Origin of the sequence: Sphingomonas jeddahensis (genome assembly GCF_001981525.1) — a bacterium.
GTDB lineage: Bacteria > Pseudomonadota > Alphaproteobacteria > Sphingomonadales > Sphingomonadaceae > Sphingomonas > Sphingomonas jeddahensis.
Genome location: NZ_MPSB01000003.1, coordinates 119,085 through 144,718 on the forward strand (window position 1 = coordinate 119,085; position 25,634 = coordinate 144,718).

Annotated in this window: 22 protein-coding genes; 8 read left to right on the forward strand and 14 right to left on the reverse strand. The window is 64.7% G+C overall.

Features of this window, described 5'->3' with window-relative positions:
- Positions 1 to 89: 89 nt before the first annotated feature.
- Positions 90 to 2,789 (reverse strand): ribonuclease E/G, encoded by a 2,700-nt coding sequence (locus tag SPHI_RS04570; protein WP_408640472.1) that lies wholly within the window; start codon positions 2,787 to 2,789, stop codon positions 90 to 92.
- A gap of 454 nt (positions 2,790 to 3,243) precedes the next feature.
- On the opposite strand from SPHI_RS04570, the gene SPHI_RS04575 reads away from it, so the two are divergent.
- The 4 genes from SPHI_RS04575 (at position 3,244) to SPHI_RS04590 (ending at position 9,210) form a co-directional block, all read left to right on the forward strand.
- Complete coding sequence (locus SPHI_RS04575; RefSeq protein ID WP_076743940.1) at positions 3,244 to 4,476, forward strand: N-acetylmuramoyl-L-alanine amidase; 1,233 nt, start codon at positions 3,244 to 3,246, stop codon at positions 4,474 to 4,476.
- A 180-nt stretch (positions 4,477 to 4,656) separates the two neighbouring features.
- Entirely contained in the window at positions 4,657 to 7,164 is a 2,508-nt protein-coding gene (locus tag SPHI_RS04580) for a penicillin-binding protein 1A (RefSeq protein WP_076743715.1), read from the forward strand.
- 115 nt (positions 7,165 to 7,279) lie between these two features.
- Positions 7,280 to 8,407, forward strand: a complete 1,128-nt coding sequence (gene prfB, locus SPHI_RS04585) for a peptide chain release factor 2 (protein ID WP_076743716.1) — start codon at positions 7,280 to 7,282, stop codon at positions 8,405 to 8,407.
- A 29-nt stretch (positions 8,408 to 8,436) separates the two neighbouring features.
- Positions 8,437 to 9,210 carry a class I SAM-dependent methyltransferase gene (locus tag SPHI_RS04590; protein WP_076743717.1) on the forward strand — a complete coding sequence of 258 codons (774 nt, stop codon included), beginning with the start codon at positions 8,437 to 8,439 and terminating at the stop codon, positions 9,208 to 9,210.
- Here SPHI_RS04590 and SPHI_RS04595 read toward each other — a convergent pair.
- Positions 9,133 to 9,501, reverse strand: a complete 369-nt coding sequence (locus tag SPHI_RS04595; protein WP_076743718.1) for a JAB domain-containing protein — start codon at positions 9,499 to 9,501, stop codon at positions 9,133 to 9,135. The genes SPHI_RS04590 and SPHI_RS04595 overlap by 78 nt on opposite strands.
- Before the next feature lie 96 nt (positions 9,502 to 9,597).
- On the opposite strand from SPHI_RS04595, the gene SPHI_RS04600 reads away from it, so the two are divergent.
- Complete coding sequence (locus SPHI_RS04600) at positions 9,598 to 10,494, forward strand: thymidylate synthase (protein WP_076743719.1); 897 nt, start codon at positions 9,598 to 9,600, stop codon at positions 10,492 to 10,494.
- Between the two features lie 92 nt (positions 10,495 to 10,586).
- On the opposite strand, the gene SPHI_RS04605 is transcribed toward SPHI_RS04600, so the two are convergent.
- Genes SPHI_RS04605 through SPHI_RS04625 form a run of 5 tightly spaced genes read right to left on the reverse strand, consistent with a single transcriptional unit; the run spans position 10,587 to position 15,897 of the window.
- Positions 10,587 to 12,140, reverse strand: coding sequence for a Coenzyme F420 hydrogenase/dehydrogenase, beta subunit C-terminal domain (locus tag SPHI_RS04605; RefSeq protein ID WP_408640473.1), 1,554 nt, complete (start codon positions 12,138 to 12,140; stop codon positions 10,587 to 10,589).
- Positions 12,127 to 13,188, reverse strand: coding sequence for a polysaccharide pyruvyl transferase family protein (locus SPHI_RS04610; protein WP_076743721.1), 1,062 nt, complete (start codon positions 13,186 to 13,188; stop codon positions 12,127 to 12,129). The genes SPHI_RS04605 and SPHI_RS04610 overlap by 14 nt, the downstream gene beginning before the upstream one ends.
- 6 nt (positions 13,189 to 13,194) lie before the next feature.
- Positions 13,195 to 14,169 (reverse strand): Gfo/Idh/MocA family protein, encoded by a 975-nt coding sequence (locus SPHI_RS04615; protein WP_083719778.1) that lies wholly within the window; start codon positions 14,167 to 14,169, stop codon positions 13,195 to 13,197.
- A 1-nt stretch (position 14,170) separates the two neighbouring features.
- A complete protein-coding gene (locus tag SPHI_RS04620; protein ID WP_076743723.1) occupies positions 14,171 to 15,097 on the reverse strand; it encodes a glycosyl hydrolase in 927 nt (308 codons plus the stop codon).
- On the reverse strand, positions 15,094 to 15,897 hold the full coding sequence (locus tag SPHI_RS04625; protein WP_076743724.1) for a TIGR04290 family methyltransferase: 804 nt from the start codon (positions 15,895 to 15,897) through the stop codon (positions 15,094 to 15,096). Before SPHI_RS04625 ends, SPHI_RS04620 begins: the two co-directional genes overlap by 4 nt.
- A 353-nt stretch (positions 15,898 to 16,250) precedes the next feature.
- Between SPHI_RS04625 and SPHI_RS04630 the strand changes: the two genes are divergently transcribed.
- The 3 genes from SPHI_RS04630 to SPHI_RS04640 all read left to right on the forward strand — a co-directional run bounded on the left by SPHI_RS04630 (position 16,251) and on the right by SPHI_RS04640 (position 18,054).
- Positions 16,251 to 17,171, forward strand: coding sequence for a glycosyltransferase family 9 protein (locus SPHI_RS04630; RefSeq protein ID WP_076743725.1), 921 nt, complete (start codon positions 16,251 to 16,253; stop codon positions 17,169 to 17,171).
- Positions 17,128 to 17,532, forward strand: a complete 405-nt coding sequence (locus SPHI_RS04635) for a DUF6165 family protein (RefSeq protein WP_076743726.1) — start codon at positions 17,128 to 17,130, stop codon at positions 17,530 to 17,532. The genes SPHI_RS04630 and SPHI_RS04635 overlap by 44 nt, the downstream gene beginning before the upstream one ends.
- Before the next feature lie 129 nt (positions 17,533 to 17,661).
- Entirely contained in the window at positions 17,662 to 18,054 is a 393-nt protein-coding gene (locus SPHI_RS04640; protein ID WP_233130691.1) for a DUF1801 domain-containing protein, read from the forward strand.
- A 193-nt stretch (positions 18,055 to 18,247) separates the two neighbouring features.
- On the opposite strand, the gene SPHI_RS04645 is transcribed toward SPHI_RS04640, so the two are convergent.
- From SPHI_RS04645 to cyoB, 7 genes are all read right to left on the reverse strand, one after another.
- Positions 18,248 to 19,723, reverse strand: a complete 1,476-nt coding sequence (locus SPHI_RS04645; protein ID WP_076743728.1) for a diguanylate cyclase domain-containing protein — start codon at positions 19,721 to 19,723, stop codon at positions 18,248 to 18,250.
- 72 nt (positions 19,724 to 19,795) lie between these two features.
- A complete protein-coding gene (locus SPHI_RS04650) occupies positions 19,796 to 20,332 on the reverse strand; it encodes a response regulator transcription factor (RefSeq protein WP_076743729.1) in 537 nt (178 codons plus the stop codon).
- A 126-nt stretch (positions 20,333 to 20,458) separates the two neighbouring features.
- Positions 20,459 to 21,760: an ATP-binding protein gene (locus SPHI_RS04655; RefSeq protein WP_076743730.1), complete on the reverse strand. Its 1,302-nt coding sequence runs from the start codon at positions 21,758 to 21,760 to the stop codon at positions 20,459 to 20,461.
- Between the two features lie 115 nt (positions 21,761 to 21,875).
- Complete coding sequence (locus SPHI_RS04660; RefSeq protein ID WP_076743731.1) at positions 21,876 to 22,580, reverse strand: SURF1 family protein; 705 nt, start codon at positions 22,578 to 22,580, stop codon at positions 21,876 to 21,878.
- Complete coding sequence (gene cyoD / locus SPHI_RS04665; RefSeq protein WP_076743732.1) at positions 22,577 to 22,978, reverse strand: cytochrome o ubiquinol oxidase subunit IV; 402 nt, start codon at positions 22,976 to 22,978, stop codon at positions 22,577 to 22,579. The genes SPHI_RS04660 and cyoD overlap by 4 nt, the downstream gene beginning before the upstream one ends.
- Positions 22,975 to 23,637 carry a cytochrome o ubiquinol oxidase subunit III gene (gene cyoC, locus SPHI_RS04670; protein WP_076743733.1) on the reverse strand — a complete coding sequence of 221 codons (663 nt, stop codon included), beginning with the start codon at positions 23,635 to 23,637 and terminating at the stop codon, positions 22,975 to 22,977. Before cyoC ends, cyoD begins: the two co-directional genes overlap by 4 nt.
- A 1-nt stretch (position 23,638) precedes the next feature.
- On the reverse strand, positions 23,639 to 25,627 hold the full coding sequence (gene cyoB, locus SPHI_RS04675) for a cytochrome o ubiquinol oxidase subunit I (RefSeq protein WP_076743734.1): 1,989 nt from the start codon (positions 25,625 to 25,627) through the stop codon (positions 23,639 to 23,641).
- Positions 25,628 to 25,634: the final 7 nt, after the last annotated feature.

A 25,634-nucleotide genomic window follows, 5' to 3' on the forward strand; every position in this document is an offset into this window, starting at 1 on the left:
GTCGACGGTGAAGGAACATGCGCCGGACCCAGCACGACGGCGGCTGAACCACCGCTGAAGCCCGGCGCATTTCTATCACTCAGCGGCCCTTACGCACCGAAGGTCCGCTGCCACCAGCCGCGGCGCGGCGTGTTGGCGGCGTCACCCTCGGGCGCCTCGACCGAACCTTCGACCGCAGCGTCCGGCGGCGCTGCGCCATCGACGTCGTTCGCGGCAAGCGTGCCGGTCTCCGTCGCTTCTGGCGCTGGCAGTTCAGCGGAGGGCACGTCCGCTGCCGGCACATCGGCCTTCTTGCGGCGCGTGCGCTTCGGCTTGGCGGGTGCCTCAATCTCGGCTGGCGCAACGGTCGCCGCTTCCTCCACCGACGGTGCGTCGGCCTTTTTGCGACGCGTGCGCTTCGGCTTGGCCGGTGCCTCCTCGGTCGCGGGCGCGATCGCCTCGATGCCGGGCGTCTCGATCGGCGCGGCGGCAGCGTCGGCTGGTGCCGCCTCGACAGTCGCTTCCTCGACCGCCTTCTTGGCGCGGGGGCGACGGCGCGTCTTCGGCGCAGGCTGCTCCGGCTCTGGCACGGCTTCAGCAATCGGCGCTTCGACCTGCGGTGCTTCCTCGGCGGCCGGCTCCGAAACGGGAGCTTCCACCGCTTCCGGCTCGCCGGTCAACTCGGCCGCTTCGGCCTGAGCTTCGCCTTCTACGCCGCCCTCGCGACGACGACCGCGACGGCCGCGACGATTGCGGCGGCGACGGCCGCCTTCGCTCTCGCCGGCTGCCTCACCCTCGTCGCCAGCGGCGACAGCCTCGCCCGCTTCCTCTTCGTCGGCCGTCTCATCCTCGACGTCGCTCAAGTCGGCGTTGGAAGCCGGCGTAGCCTCCCCTTCACCAAGGGTGCGCCCGCGACGTCCGCGGCGACGGCGCCGCTTGCGGCCGCCCTCGCGCGGCTCCTCGCTGCGCTGCTCGTCCGGCCGAGGCGCCTCGTCCTCGGCTACGGCCTCCTCGTCCTCTTCCTCCTCGATCTCGTCTTCGATGTCCTCGTCGATCTCGATGACGGGAGGATCGAATTTGGGCGCATAAGCCGGCGGCGGACCCGAAGCCTCGACCGACATACGCGCGCCTTCCTGCTCGCCGTCCGGCAGGATCTCGACCGTCACGCCATAGCGATCCTCAATCTCGGCAATGTCGGCACGCTTGCGGTTGAGGACGTAGAAGGCGGCTTCCTGGCTGCAGCGCAGCGTCAGCAACGAACCGCGACCACGTGCCGCCTCATCCTCGATCAGGCGCAATGCGCTGAGACCAGACGACGACGCCGTGCGCACAAACCCCGTGCCCTCGCAATGCGGGCAGGGACGGGTTGATGCTTCGAGCACGCCGGTGCGCAGGCGCTGGCGGCTCATCTCCATCAGACCGAAGCTTGAGATACGGCCGACCTGGATGCGAGCGCGATCGTTCTTCAGCGCCTCCTTCATCGCCTTCTCGACCTTCCGGACATTGGAATTGTTATCCATGTCGATGAAGTCGATGACGACCAGGCCGGCCATGTCGCGCAGCCGCAGCTGACGCGCGATTTCCTGCGCCGCCTCAAGGTTGGTCGCGGTCGCCGTCTGCTCGATATTGTGCTCGCGCGTCGACCGCCCGGAGTTGATGTCGATCGACACCAAGGCCTCGGTCGGATTGATGACGAGATAGCCACCCGATTTCAGCTGCACCACCGGATGGTACATGGCGGCGAGCTGGTCCTCGACATGGCAGCGCTGGAACAAGGGAATGGGGTCGCTGTAATGCTTCACCTTCTTGGCGTGGCTGGGCATCAGCAGGCGCATGAATTCCTTCGCCTGGCGATAACCTTCGTCGCCCTCGACGATCACCTCGTCGATGTCCTTGTTGTAGATGTCGCGGATCGCTCGCTTGATGAGATCCGAATCGCCATAGATCAGCGCCGGAGCGGCGCTGGAAAGCGTCTGTTCGCGAATGCCGTCCCACAGTCGGGCGAGATAATCAAAGTCCCGCTTGATCTCGGTACGCGTGCGGCTGAGGCCGGCGGTACGCACAATACATCCCATTGACGGCGGCAGTTCCATTTCCGCCATGATCGACTTCAGACGCTTGCGATCGGCAGAATTGCTGATCTTGCGGCTGATCCCGCCGCCGTGCGACGTGTTGGGCATCAGCACGCAATAACGGCCGGCGAGCGACAGGTATGTCGTCAGCGCCGCGCCCTTGTTTCCGCGCTCTTCCTTGACGACCTGAACCAGCAATACCTGCCGGCGGCGGATCACGTCCTGAATCTTGTAGCGGCGGCGCAGATTCATACGGCGCTGGCGCAGCGCCTCCACCTGATCGTCGTTGATGCCGGTCGCGGGCCGGGCGAGGCGGTCCTCACCCTCGATCTCCTCGCCGTCTTCCGCTTCACTGTCGGCGTCATCCTCGGCGAAATCTGCATCACCATCAGACGCGTCATCGTCTTCGTGCGCTTCCTGCTCGGCGCGCAGCTTTGCTTCTTCGGCCGCATGCTCGGCCTCTTCGGCCAGCAGCGCGTCACGATCCTCCTTGGGGATCTGATAATAATCGGGGTGGATTTCAGAGAAGGCGAGGAAGCCGTGGCGGTTGCCGCCGTAATCGATGAACGCCGCCTGCAGCGACGGTTCGACCCGCGTCACCTTGGCAAGATAGATATTTCCCTTGAGCTGCTTGCGCTCGGCACTCTCGAAATCAAACTCCTCGATACGGTTTCCCTTGACGACGGCCACGCGGGTTTCCTCCCGGTGGCGTGCGTCGATCAGCATGCGCATGGTCATTGAATTGTCTCCACGCGCGACTCGCGCCGCCGAACGGCGGGGTCGCGCGATGATAAGGCGCTGCCGGCCCCTCACGGGCGGGCAGGCGGATGGTGATGAAACGTGCCTTCGTCCACCGCGCATTTCCGGGCGCTGCGCCCTGGAACGATCCCGTGCCCGCGCCGCCGGCAGAGGCCGGTCGGAACTGCGGTGAAGGGATATGCGACATGCGTACGTCAACCTGATGGCTCATACCGGCTTGAAACGCCGGTCGAGCAGTGGGTCGGCGGCGGAAGCGGAGCGCCCGCACACCGATCAGGATGCGAGGTAGCAAGTCCCGCGTCGTTCGGCAACTGGAACAAGCCTGCCGGCCGGCCGGCAAAATCATGCCGAACAGCTTTTTAACCGTTCCGGGAAACCCTGGCTTGAGGCGCGGCCGCTATCCCGATGGACAGGGAAAAAGGGTATGCGTTTCATGGCTTTTCGCTGGACCGGTAGCCGGGCGGCGCGGCATGCACGTAGCATGTCGCTGCTGTTCGCCCTCGTCAGCCTGGTGGTAGGCGGACCCGTATTGGCCGCAACCGTGCAGCGCGTGGAAGTACGCGGTGAGCGGATTACGATCCGTTTCGACGAAGCGGTGCGCGGCGCGTCAAGCTTCATCCTGGACGGGCCGCAGCGGATCGCGATCGACATCGACGGCGCGCGGCCGGGCCGTGCGGCAAACGGTGACGGGCCGATCGCGGCGATCCGGCAGGGGTGGCGTGGGCCGGACGGTGCGCGCGTCGTGCTTGATCTCGCCCAGCCGATGATCGTGGCCAAGGGCTCGTTCGATGACGAAGGGCGCAGTTTGGAGTTGTCGCTGCGCGAGGTGGATCGCCAACGCTTCAGTCTGGCGAGCGCGGCATCGCCGCTCAGCTTCCTGTGGGGCAAGCCAAAGCCCAAGTACAAGGTGTCGATCCCGGTGCCGCCCGCCGCAAAGAGCGTCCTGCCCGAGGTCCGCGGCGACGACAGCCGGCCGCTGGTGGTGATCGATGCCGGGCACGGCGGCAACGATCCCGGCGCGATCAACCCGGAAACCGGCCTGCGCGAAAAGGACGTGACGCTGAGAATCGCTAAGGCGATCCGCGACGAACTGCTCGACTCCGGGCGCGTGCGGGTGGCGCTGACGCGCGACGACGATCGCTACATTCTTCATCGTGAACGGTTCGGCATGGCCAGGCGGCTGGGTGCAGACCTGTTTATCTCTATCCACTGTGATAGCGCGGGCAATGTCGAGGCGACTGGTGCGACCGCCTATACCTTGTCCGATGTCGCATCCGATAAGGAGGCTGCTCGGCTCGCGGCACGCGAGAACAAGGCGGACATCATCGCCGGTGTGAATCTGGCGGAGGAGGAGGACGTGTCCTCGATCCTGATCGACCTCACCCAGCGCGAAACGATGAACGCCTCCGCTGGCTTTGCGCGGTTGCTAGGGCGTGAGGCGAGGCCGTTGATCCCGGTGAAGGCGAACTTCCATCGCATGGCGTCGCTGCTGGTGCTCAAGGCGCCCGACATGCCGTCGATCCTGTTCGAAACAGGCTATCTGTCAAACGCGCAGGACGCCGCATTTCTCGACAGCCGCGAGGGCCGCCAGCGTATTGCGCAGAGCGTGCGCCGCGCGGTGGAAATCCACTTCGCCCGCCGCGCACTGCAAACGGCATCGCGGTGACGCCTTACTGTTCCTCTCACGCCTAGCGGGAGGGGTAGGCCTGGCTGCGTCGCCCCACAGTGCAGCGCCTGAGGGCACGCCCTTCGCTAGCCCCCTCGCAGTCGGCAGGGGAGTTTTGCCGGTGCCGCTTCAATCCGCGTTGCCAGCCTCGAACCCGCCGCCTAAACACCAGCGCTGCGTATGGCGTCCACCCCTCCCGAACCAATGAAGCTGCGCCACCGCATGAGCGATGTGGGCGCGCGCCTGTCCGACCTTTGGAGCCGCCGGTGGGTAAAGGGATTAGCGATCCTTGCCGCGATCGGCCTCCTCGTGGCGGGCGGCGGCTGGTGGTTCATCTCACGCGATCTGCCGTCCGTCGAGCAACTGCGCACCTATGAGCCGCCGCTTCCCACAAACGTGCGCGCGATCGACGGTTCGCCGGTTTATTCCTACGCCCGCGAGCGACGGGTGGAACTGAGCTTCGCCGAATATCCGCCGCTCCTGATCCGCGCCTTTCTGGCTGCGGAGGACAAGACCTTCTTCGAGCACCATGGCGTCGATTTTCCCGGCCTTGCCGGCGCAGTGGTCGATTACGTGTCCAAGATGGGCAGCGGCCAGCGCGCGCGCGGCGGTTCGACGATCACGCAGCAGGTCGCCAAGAACCTGCTGATCGGCAACGAATATTCGCCCACGCGCAAGATCAAGGAGGCGATTCTCGCCTGGCGGATCGAGGATACGCTGACCAAGCCGCAGATCCTGGAATTGTACCTCAACCAGATCTTCCTTGGCCGTAATGCCTATGGCGTGGAGGCCGCGAGCCATGCTTATTTCGACAAGGAACTGCACGAACTGAACCTGTCGCAGATGGCCTATATCGCCATCCTGCCAAAGGGGCCTGCCAATTACGATCCGTTCCGCGATACGGAGCGCGCGCTGGAACGCCGCAACTGGGCGCTGGGCGAGATGGAGCAAAACGGCTTCATCACCGCCGCGCAGCGAGCAGAGGCGCAAGCGCAGCCGATCGGCGCGATCCTGCAGCGGGTGCCCAAGTTCGAACGGGTCGGCGGCTATTTCGTCGAGGAAGTTCGCCGTGAATTGATTGCCAAGTTCGGCGAAACGGCGCGCGATGGCCCGTACAGCGTGTATTCGGGCGGCCTATGGGTGCGCACCTCGATGGATCGCCGCGTGCAGGAGGCTGCTGCTGAGGCGTTGCGCGATGGTCTGCTGCGCTATGATCGGGGGCGTGGCTTCTCTGGCCCGCTGAAGAAGGTGGAGATTGATGGCGACCGCTGGCAGGTCGCGCTTCTCAGCAGCAACATCACGCTCGACTATGCCGATTGGCGTCCCGCGATCGTGATTTCGCGTGACAGCAACGAGGCCAGAATTGGCTTTGCCGATGGCAAGGAAGGCACATTGCCCCGATCGGCGGCTCAGATGCCGCTGCGCGGGAAAGGCACGCCGGCGTTCGGCACGTTGACGCCTGGTGACATCATCGCCGTGTCGCCTTCGGGCAGTCAGTTCGCGCTACGATCGGTGCCGAAGATCTCGGGCGGGTTCGTTGTGCAGGAGCCGCAGACCGGACGAATTCTGGCGATGCAGGGCGGGTTCGATGCCTCGCTCCAGTCGTTCAACCGCGCGACCCAGGCGATGCGCCAGCCCGGCTCGACCATCAAGCCGATCGTCTATGCTGCGGCGCTGGAGCACGGCATGACGCCGGCTTCGATCATCGTCGACGGGCCGTTCTGCGTCGATCAGGGCGCGCGACTCGGGCAGAAGTGCTTCCGGAACTTCGGCAATTCGCGTGGCGCCGGCCCCCACACGATGCGTTGGGGCATCGAGCAGTCGCGCAACCTGATGACGGTACGCACCGCTGCCCAAACGGGCATGGCGAATGTCGTGCGGCTGATGAAGAACATGCAGATCGGCGACTATCAACCATACCTCTCCTACGCGCTTGGTGCTGGCGAGACGACCGTCACCAAGATGGTCAATGCTTATGGGGTGCTCGCCAATCAGGGGCGCTGGCATGATCCCACGCTGATCGACTACGTCCAGAACCGGCGCGGACAGGTGATCTGGCCGGAGAATTGGCGTCCCTGCGATCGCTGCAACATGCGCGATTGGGATGGCAAGGCCATGCCGCGTCCCGCTACGCGCGGGCGTCAGGTGCTCGACGCCATGTCAGCCTATCAGATGGTGCATATCACAGAAGGCGTGATCGAACGCGGCACGGCGACCATCCTGCGCGACCTGAAGCGCCCGATCTTCGGCAAGACGGGAACCAACACCGGGCCGAAGGACGTCTGGTTCATTGGCGGCACCCCGCAAATGGTGGCCGGCGTCTATATTGGCTATGATTCGCCGGTGAACCTCGGCAGCTATGCGCAGGGCGGCACGCTTGCGGCGCCGATCTTCAAGCAATGGGCCACCAAGGCGTATGAGGGGATGGACGTGTTGCCGTTCCGAGCCCCGGCGGGCATTCGCATGGTCCGGATCGATCGCGCCAGTGGTCGCCCGGTTTTCGGCACCTTTCCGACCAGCAATGATCCCAAGCCGGCGGTGATCTGGGAAGCGTTCAAACCTCAAGCAGAAGCTCGCCGCGCCCCGCGTCGCCCCGCCGCGGCGCAACCGACCGCCACTGCCACGGCAGCAGCGAAGCGTCGGACGAGCGACAGTGACTTCTTGCAGCGCGAGGGCGGCATCTACTAGATCGCACGCTCGTTCATTGGATCGTCATCCCCGCGGAGGCGGGGATCCATAAGCTCCGATGTCCGTGAGTATGGATTCCCGCTCGGCGGGAATGACGGATAATTGGAGAAGTATAATGCGCGCCGAAGCGCAGGCCCATGTGGATACGATCAACGAGGCGCTGGCGCTGCTGCGGCGCAGCCTCGACTGGGATCGTGCGCTGCGGCGCCTCGACGAACTCAACGCCCGTGTCGAAGACCCGACCTTGTGGAACGATCCCAAGGCCGCTCAGGACGTGATGCGTGAACGCCGCCGGCTCGACGAGGCGATCACCGCCACGCGCACCATCGAGCGCGAGCTTTCCGATACATCGGAATTGATCGAGATGGCGGAGGCCGAGGGCGACGAGGAAATGGCGTCGGACGGCACCCGTGCGCTCGCCGAACTCGCCGACCGTGCCCAAAAGGACAAGGTCAAGGCGCTGCTGTCCGGCGAAGCGGACTCGAACGACACCTATGTAGAGATTAACGCCGGCGCCGGCGGCACTGAAAGCCAGGACTGGGCCGAGATGTTGCAGCGCATGTACACGCGCTGGGCGGAGCGCCACGGCTACAAGGTCGAACTGATCGACTATCACTCGGGCGAGCAGGCCGGGATCAAGTCCGCCACCCTGCTGGTGAAGGGCGAAAATGCTTACGGCTACGCCAAGGTTGAAAGCGGCGTTCACCGCCTCGTCCGGATCAGCCCGTATGACAGCTCTGCGCGCCGCCACACCAGCTTCTCCAGCGTCTGGGTCTATCCGGTGATCGACGATTCGATCGACATCGAGATCAACGACAGCGAGCTTCGTATCGACACTTATCGCGCCTCGGGCGCGGGCGGCCAGCACATCAACACCACCGATTCGGCGGTGCGCATCACGCACTTGCCGACTGGCATCGTGGTGGCGTGCCAGAATCAACGCTCGCAGCATAAGAACAAGGCAGAGGCCTATAACCAGCTACGAGCGCGGCTCTACGAGCACGAGCTTCGCAAGCGCGAGGAAGAGGCGAATACCGTCAACGCCGCCAAGACCGACATCGGCTGGGGACACCAGATCCGTTCCTACGTCCTCCAGCCGTATCAGCTCGTGAAGGACTTGCGCACTGGCACCACCTCGACCTCGCCCAGCGACGTGCTCGACGGCGACCTCGACGACTTCATGGCCTCTGCGCTGGCGCAGCGTGTGACGGGCGAGGCGGTCGAAGTGGAGGATGTGGACTGAGCGTGCGAACCGCCGTTTCCTGTTGGGCGATGACCGCATTGTTCCTGCTCGCTGCCTGCGATGGCGGCGAGCCGCTGATCAAACGCGAGCCCAAGGAACCCGGCCCGTTTCCGGCTGCCGATCGCCCGGTGGCAAGCATCGTCTCCTCGCGCTGGTCGAACGAGGAAGCGCGCGATCGACTCAACGAGGCGGGTGAGGTGATGGCACGCGCGGCGATCACTCCTGGAATGACGGTAGCTGATCTCGGCGCCGGGGAAGGCTATTACACCATCCGTCTCGCGCAGAAGGTTGGCCAGGATGGCCGCGTGCTGGCGCAGGACGTCATCCCCGCCGTTCGGGACATGCTTGCAGAGCGTGTGGCACGCGAGCGGCTCGACAATGTCAGCGTGAAGCTTGGCGAACCTGCCGATCCGAAGCTGCCCGAGGCAAGTTTCGACCGTATCTTCATGGTTCACATGTATCACGAGGTTGAGGAGCCGTATGAGTTCCTGTGGCGCATGCGTCCCGCGCTGCGTCCGGGTGGGCTGGTCGTGGTCGTCGATGCGAATCGTACTACCGCCAATCACGGCACGCCCCCGCCGCTGCTCAAGTGCGAGTTTGCGGCGGTTGGCTATCAGCTGGTTACCATGACTCCGATGCCCTCGGCTGGCGGCTATTTCGCGACGTTCCGCGCCGCTGGCGCCCGTCCGGAGCCAGAGGATATCCGCGCCTGCCGCCTCAGCACGTCAGAGCAGGCCGCGCGCGCGAAAGCTGACGCTCGCATTGCCGGCAAGCACGAGATGGTCGACGAGCCGAATCCCTAACGTGTCCAGCGCCCCGGCGACCCGCCTGGTCGTGCGCAGGTCTTCGGGCGAGGGTTCGGGATCGCCCGAGGGATGATTGTGCGCCATGACAACGCGGCGCGATTCGTGCGCCATCGCCACGGCGACGGCCGTGCGCAGCGGCACGTCGATCGAGGAAATCGCGGTCGACGGTATGTGGTGGACGCCCATCGCCGCACCGGCTTCGTTGAGGAAGACGAAGGCAAGCGATTCGGTGGTCGCTCGCGCGATGGTGAGAAGGTGCGGAACGATTAAAGGGTCCAGCCCGTGCATGTATGACGGGTTGGCGGTGACGGGCCATCGAACAAGCTCAATGGTTCACTATGGAGCCATCCGGTGAGTCGAGCGGCAGCAAGCGAAAGGAGCGAAATGGGTCATCCCGAGCAACAATATCTGGATCTGCTCGATCGCGTTCTCGTCAAGGGCGACGAGCGCATGGATCGCACCGGGGTGGGCACCAAATCGCTGTTTGGCGAGCTGCTGCGGTTTGACCTGAGCGCCGGCCAGGTACCAATCCTCACCACCAAGCGGGTGTATTGGAAGACTGCGGTGAAGGAGATGCTGTGGTTCCTGCGCGGTGGCACCAACATCCAGCCGCTGCTCCGCGACAATGTCCGGATATGGAGCGATTGGCCGCTGGCCCGGTATCGGCGCGAAACCGGCTCGGACATCACCCAGGCCGCGTTCGAGGATCGCATCGTCGCCGATGATGCTTTTGCCAACGAATGGGGTGATCTCGGCCCCGTATATGGCAAGCAGTGGCGCCGGTGGGTCGATGCTGCCGGTACCGAGCACGATCAGATCGCGACGTTGATCGACACGTTGAAAACCAACCCGACCAGCCGGCGGATGCTGTTCCACGCCTGGAATGTCGGGGAACTTGACCAGATGGCGCTGCCGCCTTGCCACATGGTGTACCAGTTTCACGTCAACACGCGCGGTGAGCTGAATTGCCTGATCTTCCAACGATCATGCGATCTGTTCCTCGGCGCCGCCTTCAACTTCACTGGCGGTGCGGCTCTGGTGCACATGCTTGCCCAGCAGGCGGGGCTGACGCCCGGCGAGCTGGTCTGGGTGGGAGGTGACGTTCACATCTACCTGAACCATCAGGATCAGGTGCGCGAGCAGATGGCCCGAGCGCCGCGGCCGCTGCCGACACTACGGCTCTTGCGCCGGCCGGCGTCCATCAACGATTATACGATCGAGGATTTCGAAGTGTCGGATTACGCGCCGCATCCGTCCATCCATGGCGAGGTCGCCGTCTGAGACCTGTCTAGCTCGCCGTTTTGCGCTCGGAGGTAGGGAGCCACTGGTGTTCGGTGGCCTCAAGTCGCCGCGGGCAAACGGGAGCGGGTTTATCAACCCTCAACGCCATCGAGCTTCGCCAGCCATCGGCCAAGGCGACCGCGTTTGTAGGCGAGAGCCTGGTAGATGTAGAGGCTCGCCCTCGCCCAGCGGGTGTAGAGCGGCGGCCAATTCAGGCGGTTGGCCGCCCAGGCCATGCGGTGGCTCCAGCGGGCGATCGCAGCACGCGTGCGATAGATGGCGCGTCGGCGCGACGGATGGCCGTCCGCACGCGGGGCGACGCGTTTGATGGGTGTGATGCGGCGCTTCTGCCAGGTCAGGCGATAGGCGAGCCCGTCGCGGCGCTGGCGGAAGCCGGCGGCCTGGGTGTTGGCGATGAAATCCGCGTCTACTCCCTTCAGGTCCAGCTGCCCGTCTTCGATCGCGGTGGCGATGCGAGCAGCGATCTCGGGGGAGCGGACGATCACCACGTTGGTCCCGCGACCGTCAGAAGAATAAGGCTCGACCCAGGCATCGCCGAATGAGACATCGGCGCATTCCGCGACCACGTCGTCGCACGCGTCGCAGGCGCTGTTCTGAAAAAAGCCGGCACCCCAATCGCCGTCGGCGAGGTGGAACCAGTCCTGCCATCTCGCGGTGCCGTCGTTGAGGTCGAGATGCGCGGTGTACCAGTTGGCGGGGCGATCAGGATCCTTGCGCCGGTATTCGACGGCGCGGACTTCGTTGCGATCGACGCCGAGTTGCCACGCGAAGCTGTCGACGAACTGCGCGCTTTTCATGTGGCCGCAGAACAGCCCGAGCAGGTGGGTGATGCGCTCGTTCAGGACCGGATCCTGTTCGCGCAGCAGGCTGACCGCCTTGATGAAGCAGGGAATGCCTACGATCGCGTAGCGGCCTGGGGTGGTACGGATCTCGTGGAGGACTTCGGCGAGATCGACGGGATAGTAGCGCGAGCGGGCGCCTTCGAGGATCTGATCGGGCGTGCGCGAAATGCGGTAATGGAACAGGCGGTCGCCCGTGGAGGGGATGACGTGGGCGACGCCGTCAATCCGGCCGGACGCGAGGAGGTCTGCCGCAACCCAGCTTACCATGCCGCCTGAACTGCCGCGTTCTCGGAATGGGGGCTGGTGCGCGTGGCCGACGTAATTGGCTTCGTAGCGGCCCAGGCGGGGGTCATGGTGGCGGGCGGCGGGGAAGCGAGTGGCGGCTAGTTGGTCTTCGTTGCGAGCGGTGGGGGAGAAGGGGCAGGTGGTGGCGAAGGTCTCGCTTGTTCCCCCGCGGGGGCCGGCGTTGAGCATCGGGCCGGTACTGACTGAGCCCCGGCCTTCGTCGGGGAACTTGGGGGTGGTTTGGCTACCGCTACTCCCTTTCGTCACGCCGAGCTTGTCCCTGCATCCAGGCTGCCGCGCATTTTCAGGCTGGTGAGTTTGCCGAGGGCTGGATGCCGGCACAGGGCCGGCATGACGGTAATGGTCTAGCGTCGCTTTGCTCGGCTTGCGCTGGCCATAGCGGTCCCAAGCCATGCCCTTGGCCGCGCAGCCGCCGCAGCCGATGCACAGGCCTGAGGCTACGATGTCCGATGGGGTCAGCGTGTCAGGCGAGCGCATGATCTAGGAATCGGGTGGAGGCGGCGCGTTCGGCTGCGAGGCGATCGGGAAGATCGCTCGGCAGCGTGGCGAGCAGGTGGGCGAAGCGATCGTCGGGCGTCCCTTCCTCCACCAGGTGATCCTCAAGGCCCAATGCGCGCGTCAAGTCGCGGACCTTGTTGCGGCGATAGGGGGAGGCGGCGCAGATGAACGGGCGCGCGTGGCGGATCGCGAACACGCAGCCGTGGAAGAAATTGGTCGCGACTGAGTGCGCGCCCGCGATTAGCGCGGAAAAGTCGGCGGGGCTGACGTCGATGCGCTGCTCATCGGCGATCGCGCCGGGATAGCCGATGCTGACGAGGCGGGTGCCGGTCTGGTCGGCCCAGCGGCGCAGCTGGGTGGTGAACCAATCGGGGAAGCTGTGGCCGTACACCACGGCATAACGCTCGCGCGCGATCGAGGGTGCGGCCGCGGGGATGATCTCCGGGAATTGCAGGCACGGATCGAGGACAAGCGGTGGGTCGATCGCCGGGGCGAGCATCGCGCGACTGTTCTCGTCGCGGACGGAGACCGCATGAAAGCGGCGCAGGCGGTCGAGCCATGGCGTGTCGATGCCATCGCCCGCGTCGTGGTTACCGAAACTCGCGGCGTAGGAGATCAGGCGATCGGTGTTGCAGTGATCGCCGAAGAAGATCGAGGCGCCGCCGTACCAGGGATGGCGGAAGTTCCACACTTCGTCGCTGCCGACCACGATCGCGTCATAGCGTGGCATCTGGCCGGGGTCTTCGAGCGGGAAAGCGAGCGATAATGGGAGCGCGTCAACCGCGGCGATCAACGCGCGGGTTTTGCGGCCCAGCGCGGCGAAGTGACCCGGATCGGTTCGGACGGGCAGCGTGGGCTGAAAGGCGTTGCGCGCCTCCCGCCACTCCACCCGGCGCGAGCGGTGGTCGAGCAGCGCCGCGTCCAGCCCGCGGGCGCGCAGCCCCTCCACCAGGCAGCGCGCCTGCCAATAGGAACCGTAGTTGATTGACCGGTGGAAGGTGAGAACGCCGACCTTGCGTGGAGTCATTGCGGATCAGCGACCATAGATGAGGTCTAGCACTTGTGCTGAGCGGGCATAGTGGTCGGCGGCAGCGTCGTACCGCTGGCTGTGCGCGAGCTGGGTGGCCCAGGCGGCGGCCGCCCGGCCGCCCCAATCGTCGGCGCCTTCGGTGAGTCGATTGGCGTGCGTGCCGGTGAAGTGATCGGCCGTGAAGTCATAGAAGCTGCCGCCGACATTGCGCAGCGCAGCGCCGCCCTGAGTGCCGTAGAAATCGGCCGCGATCACCGCGTCCTGCCCGGCGTGAAGACGCCAGGAGCAGGTAAGGCGAATGTTGGTGCCACCGGCCTGGAAGCTTGCGCTGGCATAATCCTCGACCGAACCGGGGTGCAGCGGCTGGCCGCCGGCGTAAAGCGCGGCATCGGCGTTCGACACTGCCGGGAAGCCGAGCGTCCAAAGCGCGAGGTCGACGAGGTGGACGCCAAGGTCCACCACGCAGCCGCCGCCGGATTGGGCGGGGTCGTAGAACCACGGCTTGTCGGGGCCGTAAGCGTTGTGAAAGGTGAGATCGACGGCGAATATCTCGCCCAATGTGCCTTCGCGGATCAGGCCGGCGATCGCCTCCATGCCTGCCGTGTGGCGATAGGAAAGATCTACGCCGAGCAGGCGATCGGCGGCGCGGGCGGCGGCGATGACTGCGTCCACTTCCGCCACGGTTCTGCCGAGCGGCTTCTGGCAGAACACCGCTTTGCCGGCGTTGAGCGCTTGGATCGACTGGTCGGCATGGAGCGCGCTCGGGGTGGCAATTACCACCCCCTCGAGGTCGAGCGCCAGCATTGCGTCGAGCGAGTCCACGACCTTGGCCGAAGGAGCAACCGCCAGCGCTTCGTCTACGCACTGCTGCGATGGATCGCAGACTGCGGCCGCATCGATAGCGCCGGAGGCCACCATCGCGGCCATGCGGTGGCGACCGATCCAGCCGGTGCCGAGAAAACCGATCCGGGGCTTCATATCACGCCGTGGCAGCGAGCTTGAGCGGAGCCGCCTGCGCCGGTGCATAGCGGTCGATCATCTCCGCGCAGAAATCGGCAAACATCTGCGGGTCGCGCGCCGGGCTGGTGTGGTGCGGCTGGACGCCGAGATGCTCGGGCGTGAAGCAGAAGGTGACGGTGACCTCGAAATCCGCCAGCGCCTCCATCTGGCGATCGAACCAGTCGAGCGCATTGGGGCGGAAGCGATCGGCCCAGCTCAATCCGGTGCGCAGCTTGCGCGTGCCGAGGCGCTTGAGCCAGCCCACCGCTTCGTCGAGGCGCGGATCCTCGAAGTGGAACCATTGCATCAGGCCCATGTCGGCGGCGTACCGGGCATAGACGTCGAGCGAGGGCTTGGGGGTGCCGTCCTCGCGGATCAGGCCCATGTAGAAATGGCGGTAATAGCTGGAGCCCTCCGCCTCGCGGTGGCGGGTGGTGGCGCCCCAGGAGTGCGGCAGATCGTAGAGCGAATACCAATAGATGTTCGGAACGCGGCCGATCAGCAGCTCGGCGGTTTTCTCCACGCCGAACACTTGCACTTCCTCCGCGCCGAACGAACCGACGCCGACCTCGGTTACCCAGATCGGCTTGTCCGGGACGACCGCCTCGATTTCGGCGATCTTGGCGGGCCAATCATGGATCGACCAGAGGTTCCAGTCGAGCGGGAAGCCGTGAACGGCAACCACGTCCACCGCATCGAGCGCGCCGTGCGCACGCATGCGGTTCACCCACATGGGATCGATCGGGGACATGCCGCCGAGCACGCGAGTGATCGCGGGATTGATGGCGTGGATCGAATTGCCGGCGCGGATGACGTGATCGGCGTAGGACGACCAATCGGGGTCGATTTCGGGATCCCAGTGCGACTTGTTGTTCGGCTCGTTCCAGATCATCGCCGCTTCGATCACGAATTCACCCCCGTTGCTGGATAGACTGCGGCAGGACCGTACTGCCCAAATGGCACCGGCGCGACCCTGCAGAGATACACGTCGCCATCGGCCTGCGCCTCGACGGTGAAGCCGGCGGCGCGGAGCATCGCCTGGCTGGCGGCGGCGTTGGGGGCCCACCAATTGGTCCAGTCGCCCGCGAACTTCTGTTCGATGAAGTGCATCTTGGGATAACCGGGTGCGTCGAAATAAGCGGGTTGCCGGTAGGTGCCGGGTTCGAAGAACGGATGGTCCGCCGGCACGTCGTCCACTTGCTGCGAGCCCTGCTGGAGCGTCTGGAACAGCATCGCCTCACCAGCGACATGTTCGCGGATCAGGTCGAGCGCGAGCAGCGGGTGGCGCAGATGGTAGAGGACGCCCATGAAGATCACAACGTCGAACCGCTCTCCAAGCGTCGCCACGTTATAGACGGAAAGGTTGCGAAATTCGACACCGGTGAAGCCGAGTGCCTCCGTCGCGAGCGCGGCTTGCGCCAGATAGCGGTCGTCGCTGTCGATGCCGACGACGCGGGCGGCGCCGCGGCGAAGCGCCTCCACCGAGTAGAAGCCGGCGTTGCAGCCGATGTCGAGCACCGACTTGCCGGTGAGATCGGCTGGGAAGATTTGGGCGAAACGGGCGAATTTATCCGCCGGATAGTTGCCGAGGAAGTGATCGGGGGCGGTGGGCGTGCCGTTCAGATCGATATTGTGGAACCAGGGGCCGAGCGCGGCGATCCTTCTACTTAGCTCGTGCTGATCGTCGGAACGTGCGGTTGCCGGCATCTAACCCCCTGGGATGACGGCCCGCGGGATGCGCGCCAGTGAAGATGATGGGTCGCCCGGGCCGCAGCACAGGTGATCTCGTTACGCCTAACGATCGTTTGGGGTGGGGGTTCCCGGATTGCGCCTTTCTTTCGGTTTGTTGCGAGGTGAAAGGGATTGGGCGCCGCTTCCGTTCGCCCTGAGCTTGTTGAAGGGCTTGCTGCAAGCGGAGCTGCTTGGACACGTTCTTCGACAAGCTCAGCACGAACGAGGAGGGAGGAAGTGCTCCGCGCCACTCGCTTCGCGAGCGGCCCCACTTCCGGTGCCGGGAAGGATTGGGAACCGCACGCCCTCCGCTTCATTGAGCTTTGTTGATGACGGATCCATGGACCCAAAAGATGCGTGCCGGCGATTATGCCGGCGCCTGGGCGCTGTCCGCCGCGGATCTGGCGGCGCGCGATCCGGCGACGCGGGACGATCCGGCATTGCCCTATCATCTGCGCTGGGTGTGGGACGGGCGTCCGTTCGACGGGCGCGACGTGCTGGTGCGCTGCTATCATGGTCTGGGCGACACCATCCAATATGCCCGCTTCCTGCCGGCGCTGGCGGCTCGCGCGGCAAATGTGACGGTGGAGGCGCAGCGGAGCCTGTGTGACTTGCTTGCGACGATCGATGCGCCGCTCACGATCGTGCCCTTCGACCAGGCGCATCCGCTGAAACCCGCGGCATGCGACATCGGGATCACCGAGCTGCCCTTCGCCTTGGGGGCGCGGCCGGAGGACACACGCTTTCCCTATCTTCGCAGCGCCCCGGCGGCGTTGCCGCACGGGACGATCGGTCTATGCTATCAAGGAGGCGACTGGGACCGGGCGCGTTCGCTGTCGCCGGCGTTACTGGCGCCGATCGCCGCGGCGCATCGCTGCATCACCCTGGTGGCTGAACCTTGCGCCCTGCCGGTTCTCAACCCCGCGGGATGCCCGTTCGCCATGGATGCAACGGCAACGCTGGTGGCGGGGTGCGACCTTGTCATCACCGTCGATACCATGATCGCGCATCTCGCGGGCGCGATGGGGCGACCGACGTGGCTGCTCTTGAAGGCGGAACCAGATTGGCGCTGGAACCCGGCATCGCAGACCACGCCCTGGTATCCGGGCATGCGGCTGTTCGTGCAGCGCACGCCTGGCGATTGGGCGGGCGTGCTCGCTGACGTGGCGCGCGATCTTAACATCATCACCAATGAAAGGTCGGCTTATGGCGCATATCGCGGCACCCTCGGTTCCCGTGTCCTGGGGTGAGTTGCTCGACAAGATCACCATTCTGGAGATCAAGGGCGAACGGATTACCCGCGCCGAGGCGCGGGCGAACGTGACGCGCGAATATCGGCTGTTGCGCGCGATCGGGGCCGAGGTGCTGAGCCGCAGCGGGGTGGCGCAGCTCGTCGCGGCGCTGAAGCGCGTGAACGAGGCTTTGTGGGAAATCGAGGATGCGATTCGCGAACAGGAGGCGAAGCGTCAGTTCGGCACGGAGTTCGTGAAGCTGGCCCGCGCGGTGTACCAGCGCAACGACGAGCGCGCGGCGCTGAAGCGCGAGATCAACCTGGCGCTCGAGTCCGAGCTGATCGAGGAGAAGAGCTACGCAAGCTGCGTGGCGGCATAAGTCCGTTCCGCCGCCCTGCTGTGACCCCGGAAGCCGCGTCTTAGTGAGTGGCACATTGCGACGGCGACTTTCACCCGACATCGTCTCCGTAGGAGAGCGGCGGAAGGACGTAAGATGACGCAGCCAAGATTGCTGGCCGGCGGCAATCCCCAGATCCCAAAAGGTGAAGGGAATGAGCCTGTTCAGGCGTATCTCGATGCCATGCCGGGATGGAAGCAGCAGATCGGCCTCCTGATCGATAGGCTCGTCTTGGAAACGGTGCCGGGCGTCGCCAAGGCGGTGAAGTGGAACACGCCCCTTTATGGGCTGCCCGGCCAAGGCTGGTTCCTGGCCTTCCACTGTTTCGAAAAATACGTGAAGGTCACCTTTTTTCAGGGCATGTCGCTCGCGCCGATCCCGCCGGGCAAGTCGAAGCAGCCGCACGTCCGCTATCTCGATATCCGTGAAACGGATGAAGTCGATGAGCCCCAGCTGGTGCACTGGATCGCGCAGGCGAGCGCGCTGCCCGGCGAGCGACAGTAGGATGCGGACGAAGCTGAGCCGTTGCCTGCGGAAGCGACGGTTCAACAGCGCGGCGGAAGCGGTTGCGTTCTCGCGAGCGGCGGGTCTGGAATTGCGGCCCTATCGCTGCGACCGCTGCCGCCAGTTTCACCTGACCCGCCGGACCAAGGGCAAGTGGATTGGGCTTTCGTCCGCCCGGTCAGGTGCGGATGGATCAGGCGGTGCGTCTGGCCGGGCGTTCATCGGCGCCGGTGAGGAGGCCGCCGCGACCAGCGATTGCGCCGGTCCCTCGGCGGACGCGCTTGGCGCGGTATAGCGCCTCATCGGCGGCCTTGAGTAACGTCGACCGATCGGCGTGCGCGGCATCGAGCCTGCACGCTCCGATCGTTGCCGAGACGGTGATGGCGCCGCCGTCCGCGGGCACGTCGTGCCGCAGATCGGCCAGCAGGCCTTCAATGGCCTCGGGCAATCGTTCGCTCGCATGGCTGCCGTGCAGCAGCACGATGAATTCATCGCCACCGAGCCGCGCGGGCACGACGTCACCGAGATAATCGGCCGCGCGTAGCTTGGCCGCCATCAGCCGCAGCACTTCGTCGCCCGCCTGGTGGCCAAGACGATCGTTGACCTCCTTGAAGCGGTCGAGGTCGATGATCGCAACGGCAAGCGCGGCATCCGAGTCCGCCTGGTTGATAGCCTCCTCGATCTGCTCGTTGAAGGCGCGGCGGCTGGCAAGGCCCGTAAGATCGTCCGTCAGCGCAAACTCACGCAAGCGTCGTTCGAATTTGTAACGTTCGGTGATGTCCTGAATCACCCCGATCATCGCCACGACCTCGCCGTCGCGTTCCTCTGCTTCGCCCATGGTGCGCACCCGGCGCAGCACACCCTTGGCGTTGATGAAGTCGAGTTCGAGATCCCACGGGGCGCCGTTGTCCCTGCAGCCAGCGATTGCCGCTTCCAGCTTTGCCCGGTCGCCGGGCGGATAGAAATCGAGCGCATGCCCAAGCGAAGCTGTGTCGCTCGGTTGCAGATGATGGATGGCAAAGGTCTGTGCCGACCAGTGCGACCGTTTGGTCGCCAGATCGAGCCGCCACGAACCGATCCTCGCCATGCGCTCCGCCTGTTGCAGCAGCCGCTGGGTGCGGGCGATTTCGACCAGGGCTTCCTGTCGGTCGATCGAGAGGCGCAGCCTTTCGCGGCTGGCGCGACGAGCCTGGAGGATCGCCTCGATCACCAGCGCCATGCCTTCCAGCATCGCGATCTTTTCGGCGGACGGATTGCGCGGTCGATCGTCCGCGACGCACAAGGTGCCAACCGGCAGGCGCTGGCCATGATGATCGACGCTGATACGCAGCGGAATGCCCGCATAGAAACGGACGAATGGCGGCCCGGTGACCAGCGGATTGTTCGCGAAACGTTCATCAAGCAACGTATCGGGAACGACCAGGGTGGCGTCCGCGGCTACGGTATGGTGGCAGATTGAAACGTCCCGCGCCGTTTCCTCTTCGTCGATGCCGCAGCGTGCCTTGAACCATTGGCGATTGGCATCGACCAAAGACACAAATGCCATGCGACAGCCGAACAGATGACGGGCACCGTTGACGATCGCTTCGAACTCGGGCTCGGGCGCTGTATCGAGCACCTCGAGCGAGCGTAGCGCCTGCAGGCGCTCCTCTTCGTGCGCGGGGGACATGACGCCCTTGTCACACGAAAGATGTTAGGCGCGGGTTAACGCCTTGCGGGGCATAGCCCCACTTTTGCGGGTTCAACGCAGCGGCTTCTTTTCCAGCTTACGCGCCAGCGTGCGGCGATGCATGCCAAGCCGGCGAGCCGTTTCCGAGATGTTGAAGCCGGTTTCCGCCAGGGTTTCGTTGATCCGTTCCCATTCAAGCGTCTTGATGGACGTGCTGCGCCCTTCGATCGGCACATCAGCGTTGCCCTCGCTGGCCTTGGCGAAGGCGGCTTCAATGTCGTCGGTGTTGGCGGGCTTGGCGAGATAATGGGCCGCGCCTAGCTTGATCGCCTCAACGGCGGTGGCGATGCTGGCGAACCCGGTAAGCACGACGATCAGCATCGCAGGGTCAAAGGCGTGGAGCCGCTCAACACAAGTAAGCCCCGATGCATTGCCGAGCTTCAGGTCGACGACCGCAAAACCTGGCTTAGCCTCTGCGAGCAGCCCCTCCACTTCTGCCGGGCCATGGGCGAGCCAGACACGATAGTCGCGACGCTCGAACGAGCGCTGCAAGGTACGGGCGAAGGTCGCATCGTCCTCGACGATCAGGAGGCGGCGTTGCTCGGTCACGTCGAACTCTTACTCCGTTCAGGCTGAGCTTGTCGAAGCCCTGCCTTTCTTTTCTTGGCTCGTGTTTTGCGGATGGAAAGAACAGCCCTTCGTCAGGGCGAAGGAATCGATTGCCAATTCCCTTGCTCACCGCCGCGGCGTCGCCAGCGGCAGGACGATGCGCACCTCAGCGCCGCCGCCCGCGTGATTCATCGCCTCCAGCCGCCCGCCCAGCCGGCGTGCGACGTTGCTGGCGAGGAACAGGCCCACGCCGTGCCCGGCACCCTTGCTGCTTTGGTAGAGCTTGCCCACGGCCGCGAGCTGGCTCTCGGTGAAGCCGGGGCCGTCGTCGATCACCGCCACCGTCAATTCGTCCGAATCGCGGCTGGCAAGCAGGGTCACGCCGGTCGGCGATGCTTCGGCCGCATTGTCGAGCAGGTTCCACACCGCCTGGCGCAGGGCGGGGCCGGCCACCACTGCCGCGTCGCCGAGATCATCGAGATCAACCGACAGCGGCGCGCTGGCCAGCGTCGGGCGCCACTCCTCCACGATGTCGGCTAGAAACGCGCGCGCTGCGGTGCTTTGCATCGCTTCGCCGCGCGGCTCGCCGGCGGAATGGAGGATGTCGGTGACGATCGCCTTGCAGCGCTGCACTTCGGCCTGCATGTCATCGATCTCGGCGGCAAGCTCAGGATCGGCGGCAAGCTTGGGCATCCGCCGCCAGTCGCCCAGGATCACGGCCAGCGAGGCAAGCGGAGTGCCCAGTTCGTGTGCGGCGCCGCTGGCGAACAGGCCCATGCGAACGATCCCCTCCTCCTCCGCTGCGCGTTGCCGCAGGTCGGCAAGATACGCTTCGCGGGCGCGCAGGTTGCGGCTGATGCGGGTGACGAACATGGCGAGCAGGATGCCGCTGAGCACGAAACTGAGCCAGGCGCCGAGCGCGGTGAGATCACCGATCAGCGGCTCGAGCTGGCGGGGATAATCGAGCGGACGGCTATCGACGGCAAGGCCCGCGTAGCAGACGGTGGTAAGTACAACGAGCACCCACACTGACCATGTTTCGAGCAGGATTGCGCCGAGCACCACCTGGATCAGGTAGAGCGAGATGAACGGATTGGTCGCTCCGCCGCTGAGTGATAGTTGCGCGGTGAGCGAGCCGACGTCGAACAGCAGGCCGAGCATCAACTCCACGTTGGTGACGCGGTCTCGGCGCAGCTGGATGAAGCTGACGATGTTGGCCAGCCCTTGAAGCGCGATCACCACAAGCATCGGCACCAGTGGGAGGCGGACCCCGAGCCCGAAGTGGACGACGAGTATCGTGATCAGCTGTCCCGCCACGGCCATCCAGCGCAGCTGGAGCAGCTGGCGCATGTTTTCGGCTGCGGTGTTATCGAGCGACGATCCGGCCTGGGCAGCACGGCGCGCAAGCGCGAGCAGGGGTGAGTCCATAAGGGTGCCTTAGCCGCTTCTCCGTCGACTCAGCCATCACTGCCGTTCGCCCTGAGCTTGTCGAAGGGTGTGTTCCAAGCACGTACTTCGACAAGCTCAGTACGAACGGGTGAGTTCACTCTGCGTTGCTGGAGCCTCCTCGCCGGCCCGACCGGATCACCATCACCACCCCTCCCACGCACAAGACCGCCAGCGAGAACCAGGTCAGCGCATAACCCAGATGATTGTTGTTGAACGCGATCACCGTCAGCCCGCCGACCGGATATCCGCCGGGGTTCGGCGTTGCATCCGCATCGATGAAGAACGGGATGACCGCCCCCAGCCGTTTCGCCTTCGCGATCGCCGCCACATCGCGCGAAAACCAGCGATTGCCCGCCGGATCGTTGCTGCGCAGAAAGCCGCCGCCCGGCTCTGTCGTGCGGATCAGCCCGGTGACGGAAACCTCGCCCACCGGCTGCGCAGCAAGCCGGGTGGCGGGATCGCGCTTGTCATCGGGAACATAGCCACGATTGACAAGGATCGTTCCTGCCGCCGTGCGCAGCGGCGTCACCACCCACCAGCCGCCGCCGAGCGCCGTCAGCGCCTGCACCAGCGTCTCGCGATCGTGAAGAAAGGTGCCCGTCACGCGCACGCGGCGATAGGCGAGATCGCCGTTCCACTGCTCCCGGGCAGGTAGGGGAGACGGGGCGGCATGCACCCGCCCCTCCACTTTCTCGATCAGGTCGAGCTTCCACGCGCGCCGCTCGACCTGCCAGATGCCCAGACCCACGAACAAGGCCGTGAGTGCCAGGCACAGAGCGACGAAACCGGCGCGTTTCACCCCCCGAACGTCGTTTCGTGCGCCATCGGCATCATGTTGCTGTTGAGATGGAACATGATCCACAGCGATCCGGCGATCACGATGGCGACGATCACCACGGTGAACAGCAGTGCCATCATGGTCCAGCCGCCTTCCGCCTTGTTGTTCACATGGAGGAAGAAATAGGTGTGGACGATGATCTGCACGAAGGCGAGGCCGACAACGGTGATTGCCGTCGCCTGCACGTCGGCCAGCGCACCGGTCATGACGAGCCAGAAAGGGATCGCCGTCAGCACTGCCGATAGCAGGAAGCCGATCACATAACCGCGGCGCGAGCCGTGGCCGTGCCCGCCGTCGGGCGGCGGTGCACCGTGGTCGCCGTGCGGATGCGCGGAATTGTGGGCGTGGGGAGCGCTCATCGCAGAACTCCGAGCAGATAGACGAAGGTGAAGACGCCGATCCAGACGACGTCCAGAAGGTGCCAGAACATGCTGAGGCACATCATCCGGCGGCGGTTTTCAGGAACCAGTCCGCGCTGCTGGATCTGAACCAGCATGACGAGGATCCAGATCAGGCCGACGGTGACGTGCAGCCCGTGCGTGCCGACCAGTGTGAAGAACGCCGACAGGAAGCCCGACCGCATCGGCGTGGCGCCTTCGTGGATCAGCTCCGCGAATTCATACAGCTCGATGCCGACGAACGCCGCGCCGAACAAGAAGGTGATGGCGAACCACAATTGGGTGGCGCCCTTCTTGCCTTCCTCCATCGCGATCATGCCCATGCCGCAAGTGATCGAGGAGATCAGCAGCATGGCGGTATTGAGCGCCACCAGCGGCAGCGCAAAGATCTGCGATGGCGCCGGACCGCCGGCATAGCTGGTGCTCATCACGCCATAAGTCGCGAACAGCGTGGCGAAGATGAGCGCGTCGCTCATCAGGTAGATCCAGAAGCCGAGCATGGTCCCGCCCGAGCTGTGATCGTGCTCGTGCGCCTCGGTTTCGTAGAAGATCGGCGGCTGGGTGCCGTCGTCTCCGGCGGAGTGGTTGCCGGCGTAAGCCGGCTGGGCTTGGGTCGTCATGTCAGGCTCCCGCCACCGCGGCCGCGCGTTCGGTCTCGGCGACCTCCTCGGCGGGGATGTGGTAATCGCGGTTGTAGTTGAAGGTGTGGCCGATGCTGACGGCGATGATGCCGACGAAGGCAACGGCGGCGAGCCACCAGATGTACCAGACCATCGCAAAGCCGAGCACCATGGCCAGCCCCGAGAGGATCACGCCCGCACCGGTGTTGCGCGGCATGTGGATCGGCAGATAGCCGCCATTGGGGGTCTTTGCGCCGCGCTCCTTCATGTCGTGCCAGGCGTCCAGTTCGTGGACGACGGGCGTGAACGCGAAATTGTAGTTCGGCGGCGGCGAGCTGGTCGCCCATTCCAGCGTGCGACCGCCCCAGGGATCGTTGCCGACGCGCAGCTTGTCACGGTTGATGACGCTGACGATCAGCTGGATCAAGAAGGCGCCGATGCCGATTGCGATGATTGCCACGCCGATACCCGCAATGATGTACAGCGGCTGGAGCGTCGCATCGTCGAGGTGGCGCAGACGGCGCGTAACGCCCATCAGGCCAGCGACGTACATGGGCGTCCAGGCGACCCAGTAACCGATCACCCAGCCCCAGAAGTGGATGCGGCCCCAGAACGGATCGAGCTTGAAGCCGAAGGCCTTGGGGAACCAGTAATCGATCGCCGCGAACAGCGCGAACACCACGCCGCCGATGATGACGTTGTGGAAGTGCGCGACCAGGAACAGCGAATTGTGCAGCACGAAGTCGGCCGGCGGGATGGCAAGCATCACGCCCGTCATGCCGCCCACCACGAAGGTGAGCAGGAACGCGACCACCCATTGCATCGGCAGCTCGAAGCGAATCTGGCCACGATACATGGTGAACAGCCAGTTGAAGATCTTCGCGCCGGTCGGGATCGAGATCACCATGGTGGCGATGCCGAAGAACGAGTTGACGCTGGCGCCCGAGCCCATGGTGAAGAAGTGGTGCAACCACACCAGGAACGACAGAATGGTGATGACCACCGTGGCGTAAACCATCGACGAATAGCCGAACAGGCGCTTGCCGGTGAAGGTTGAGGTGATTTCCGAATAGATGCCGAACGCCGGCAGGATCAGGACGTACACTTCCGGGTGGCCCCAGATCCACACCAGGTTCCAGTACATCATCGGGTTGCCGCCGAGATCGTTGGTGAAGAAGTTGAACCCGGCATAGCGGTCCAGCATCAGCATCGCGAAGGCGGCGGTGAGGATCGGGAAGATCGCGATGACCAGCACGTTGCTGCACAGCGCCGTCCAGACGAACACCGGCATTTTCATCATCGTCATGCCAGGCGCGCGCATCTTGATGATGGTGACCACCATGTTGATGCCCGACAGCGTCGTTCCGACGCCGGCGATCTGAAGTGCCCACAGGTAATAGTCTGGTCCGGTATCGGGGCTGTTCTGCAGGTTGGTGACCGGCACGTAGTTGAGCCAGCCACCGCGGCTGAACTCGCCTACGAACAGCGAGACCATGACGAGCATCGCGCCCGCCACCGTCAGCCAGAAGCTGAAGTTGTTGAGGAACGGAAAGGCCACGTCGCGCGCGCCGATCTGGAGCGGCATCACATAGTTGACGATGCCGACGACCAGCGGGATCGCGACAAAGAAGATCATGATCGTCCCGTGAGCGGTGAAGACCTGATCGAAGTGATGCGCGTTGAGATAGCCTTCGTTCGCGCCGAACGAGAGCGCCTGCTGCGCGCGCATCATGATCGCGTCGGCAAAGCCGCGCAGCAGCATGATGACGCCCAGGATCATGTACATGATCCCGATCTTCTTGTGGTCCACGCTGGTGAACCATTCGGTCCACAGATAGCCCCACAATTTATACTTGGTGACGGCACCCAGGATGCCGAGACCCAGCACGACGACGCCGATGAAGGTCGCGACCAGGATCGGTTCGTGGATCGGGAAGGATTCTAGGCTGAGGCGACCGAAGATCGTCTTCAGAACGGATTCGCTGAACATAAGGGCT

Excerpts from the sequence above, each read along its gene's own strand:
- SPHI_RS04570 (WP_408640472.1), bottom strand. The coding sequence starts at position 2,789 with ATGACCATGCGCATGCTGATCGACGCACGCCACCGGGAGGAAACCCGC.
- SPHI_RS04575 (WP_076743940.1), top strand. The coding sequence starts at position 3,244 with ATGGCTTTTCGCTGGACCGGTAGCCGGGCGGCGCGGCATGCACGTAGC.
- SPHI_RS04580 (WP_076743715.1), top strand. The coding sequence starts at position 4,657 with ATGGCGTCCACCCCTCCCGAACCAATGAAGCTGCGCCACCGCATGAGC.
- prfB (WP_076743716.1), top strand. The coding sequence starts at position 7,280 with ATGCGCGCCGAAGCGCAGGCCCATGTGGATACGATCAACGAGGCGCTG.
- SPHI_RS04590 (WP_076743717.1), top strand. The coding sequence starts at position 8,437 with ATGACCGCATTGTTCCTGCTCGCTGCCTGCGATGGCGGCGAGCCGCTG.
- SPHI_RS04595 (WP_076743718.1), bottom strand. The coding sequence starts at position 9,501 with ATGCACGGGCTGGACCCTTTAATCGTTCCGCACCTTCTCACCATCGCG.
- SPHI_RS04600 (WP_076743719.1), top strand. The coding sequence starts at position 9,598 with ATGGGTCATCCCGAGCAACAATATCTGGATCTGCTCGATCGCGTTCTC.
- SPHI_RS04605 (WP_408640473.1), bottom strand. The coding sequence starts at position 12,140 with ATGCGCTCGCCTGACACGCTGACCCCATCGGACATCGTAGCCTCAGGC.
- SPHI_RS04610 (WP_076743721.1), bottom strand. The coding sequence starts at position 13,188 with ATGACTCCACGCAAGGTCGGCGTTCTCACCTTCCACCGGTCAATCAAC.
- SPHI_RS04615 (WP_083719778.1), bottom strand. The coding sequence starts at position 14,169 with ATGAAGCCCCGGATCGGTTTTCTCGGCACCGGCTGGATCGGTCGCCAC.
- SPHI_RS04625 (WP_076743724.1), bottom strand. The coding sequence starts at position 15,897 with ATGCCGGCAACCGCACGTTCCGACGATCAGCACGAGCTAAGTAGAAGG.
- SPHI_RS04630 (WP_076743725.1), top strand. The coding sequence starts at position 16,251 with ATGACGGATCCATGGACCCAAAAGATGCGTGCCGGCGATTATGCCGGC.
- SPHI_RS04635 (WP_076743726.1), top strand. The coding sequence starts at position 17,128 with ATGGCGCATATCGCGGCACCCTCGGTTCCCGTGTCCTGGGGTGAGTTG.
- SPHI_RS04645 (WP_076743728.1), bottom strand. The coding sequence starts at position 19,723 with ATGTCCCCCGCGCACGAAGAGGAGCGCCTGCAGGCGCTACGCTCGCTC.
- SPHI_RS04655 (WP_076743730.1), bottom strand. The coding sequence starts at position 21,760 with ATGGACTCACCCCTGCTCGCGCTTGCGCGCCGTGCTGCCCAGGCCGGA.
- cyoD (WP_076743732.1), bottom strand. The coding sequence starts at position 22,978 with ATGAGCGCTCCCCACGCCCACAATTCCGCGCATCCGCACGGCGACCAC.
- cyoC (WP_076743733.1), bottom strand. The coding sequence starts at position 23,637 with ATGACGACCCAAGCCCAGCCGGCTTACGCCGGCAACCACTCCGCCGGA.
- cyoB (WP_076743734.1), bottom strand. The coding sequence starts at position 25,627 with ATGTTCAGCGAATCCGTTCTGAAGACGATCTTCGGTCGCCTCAGCCTA.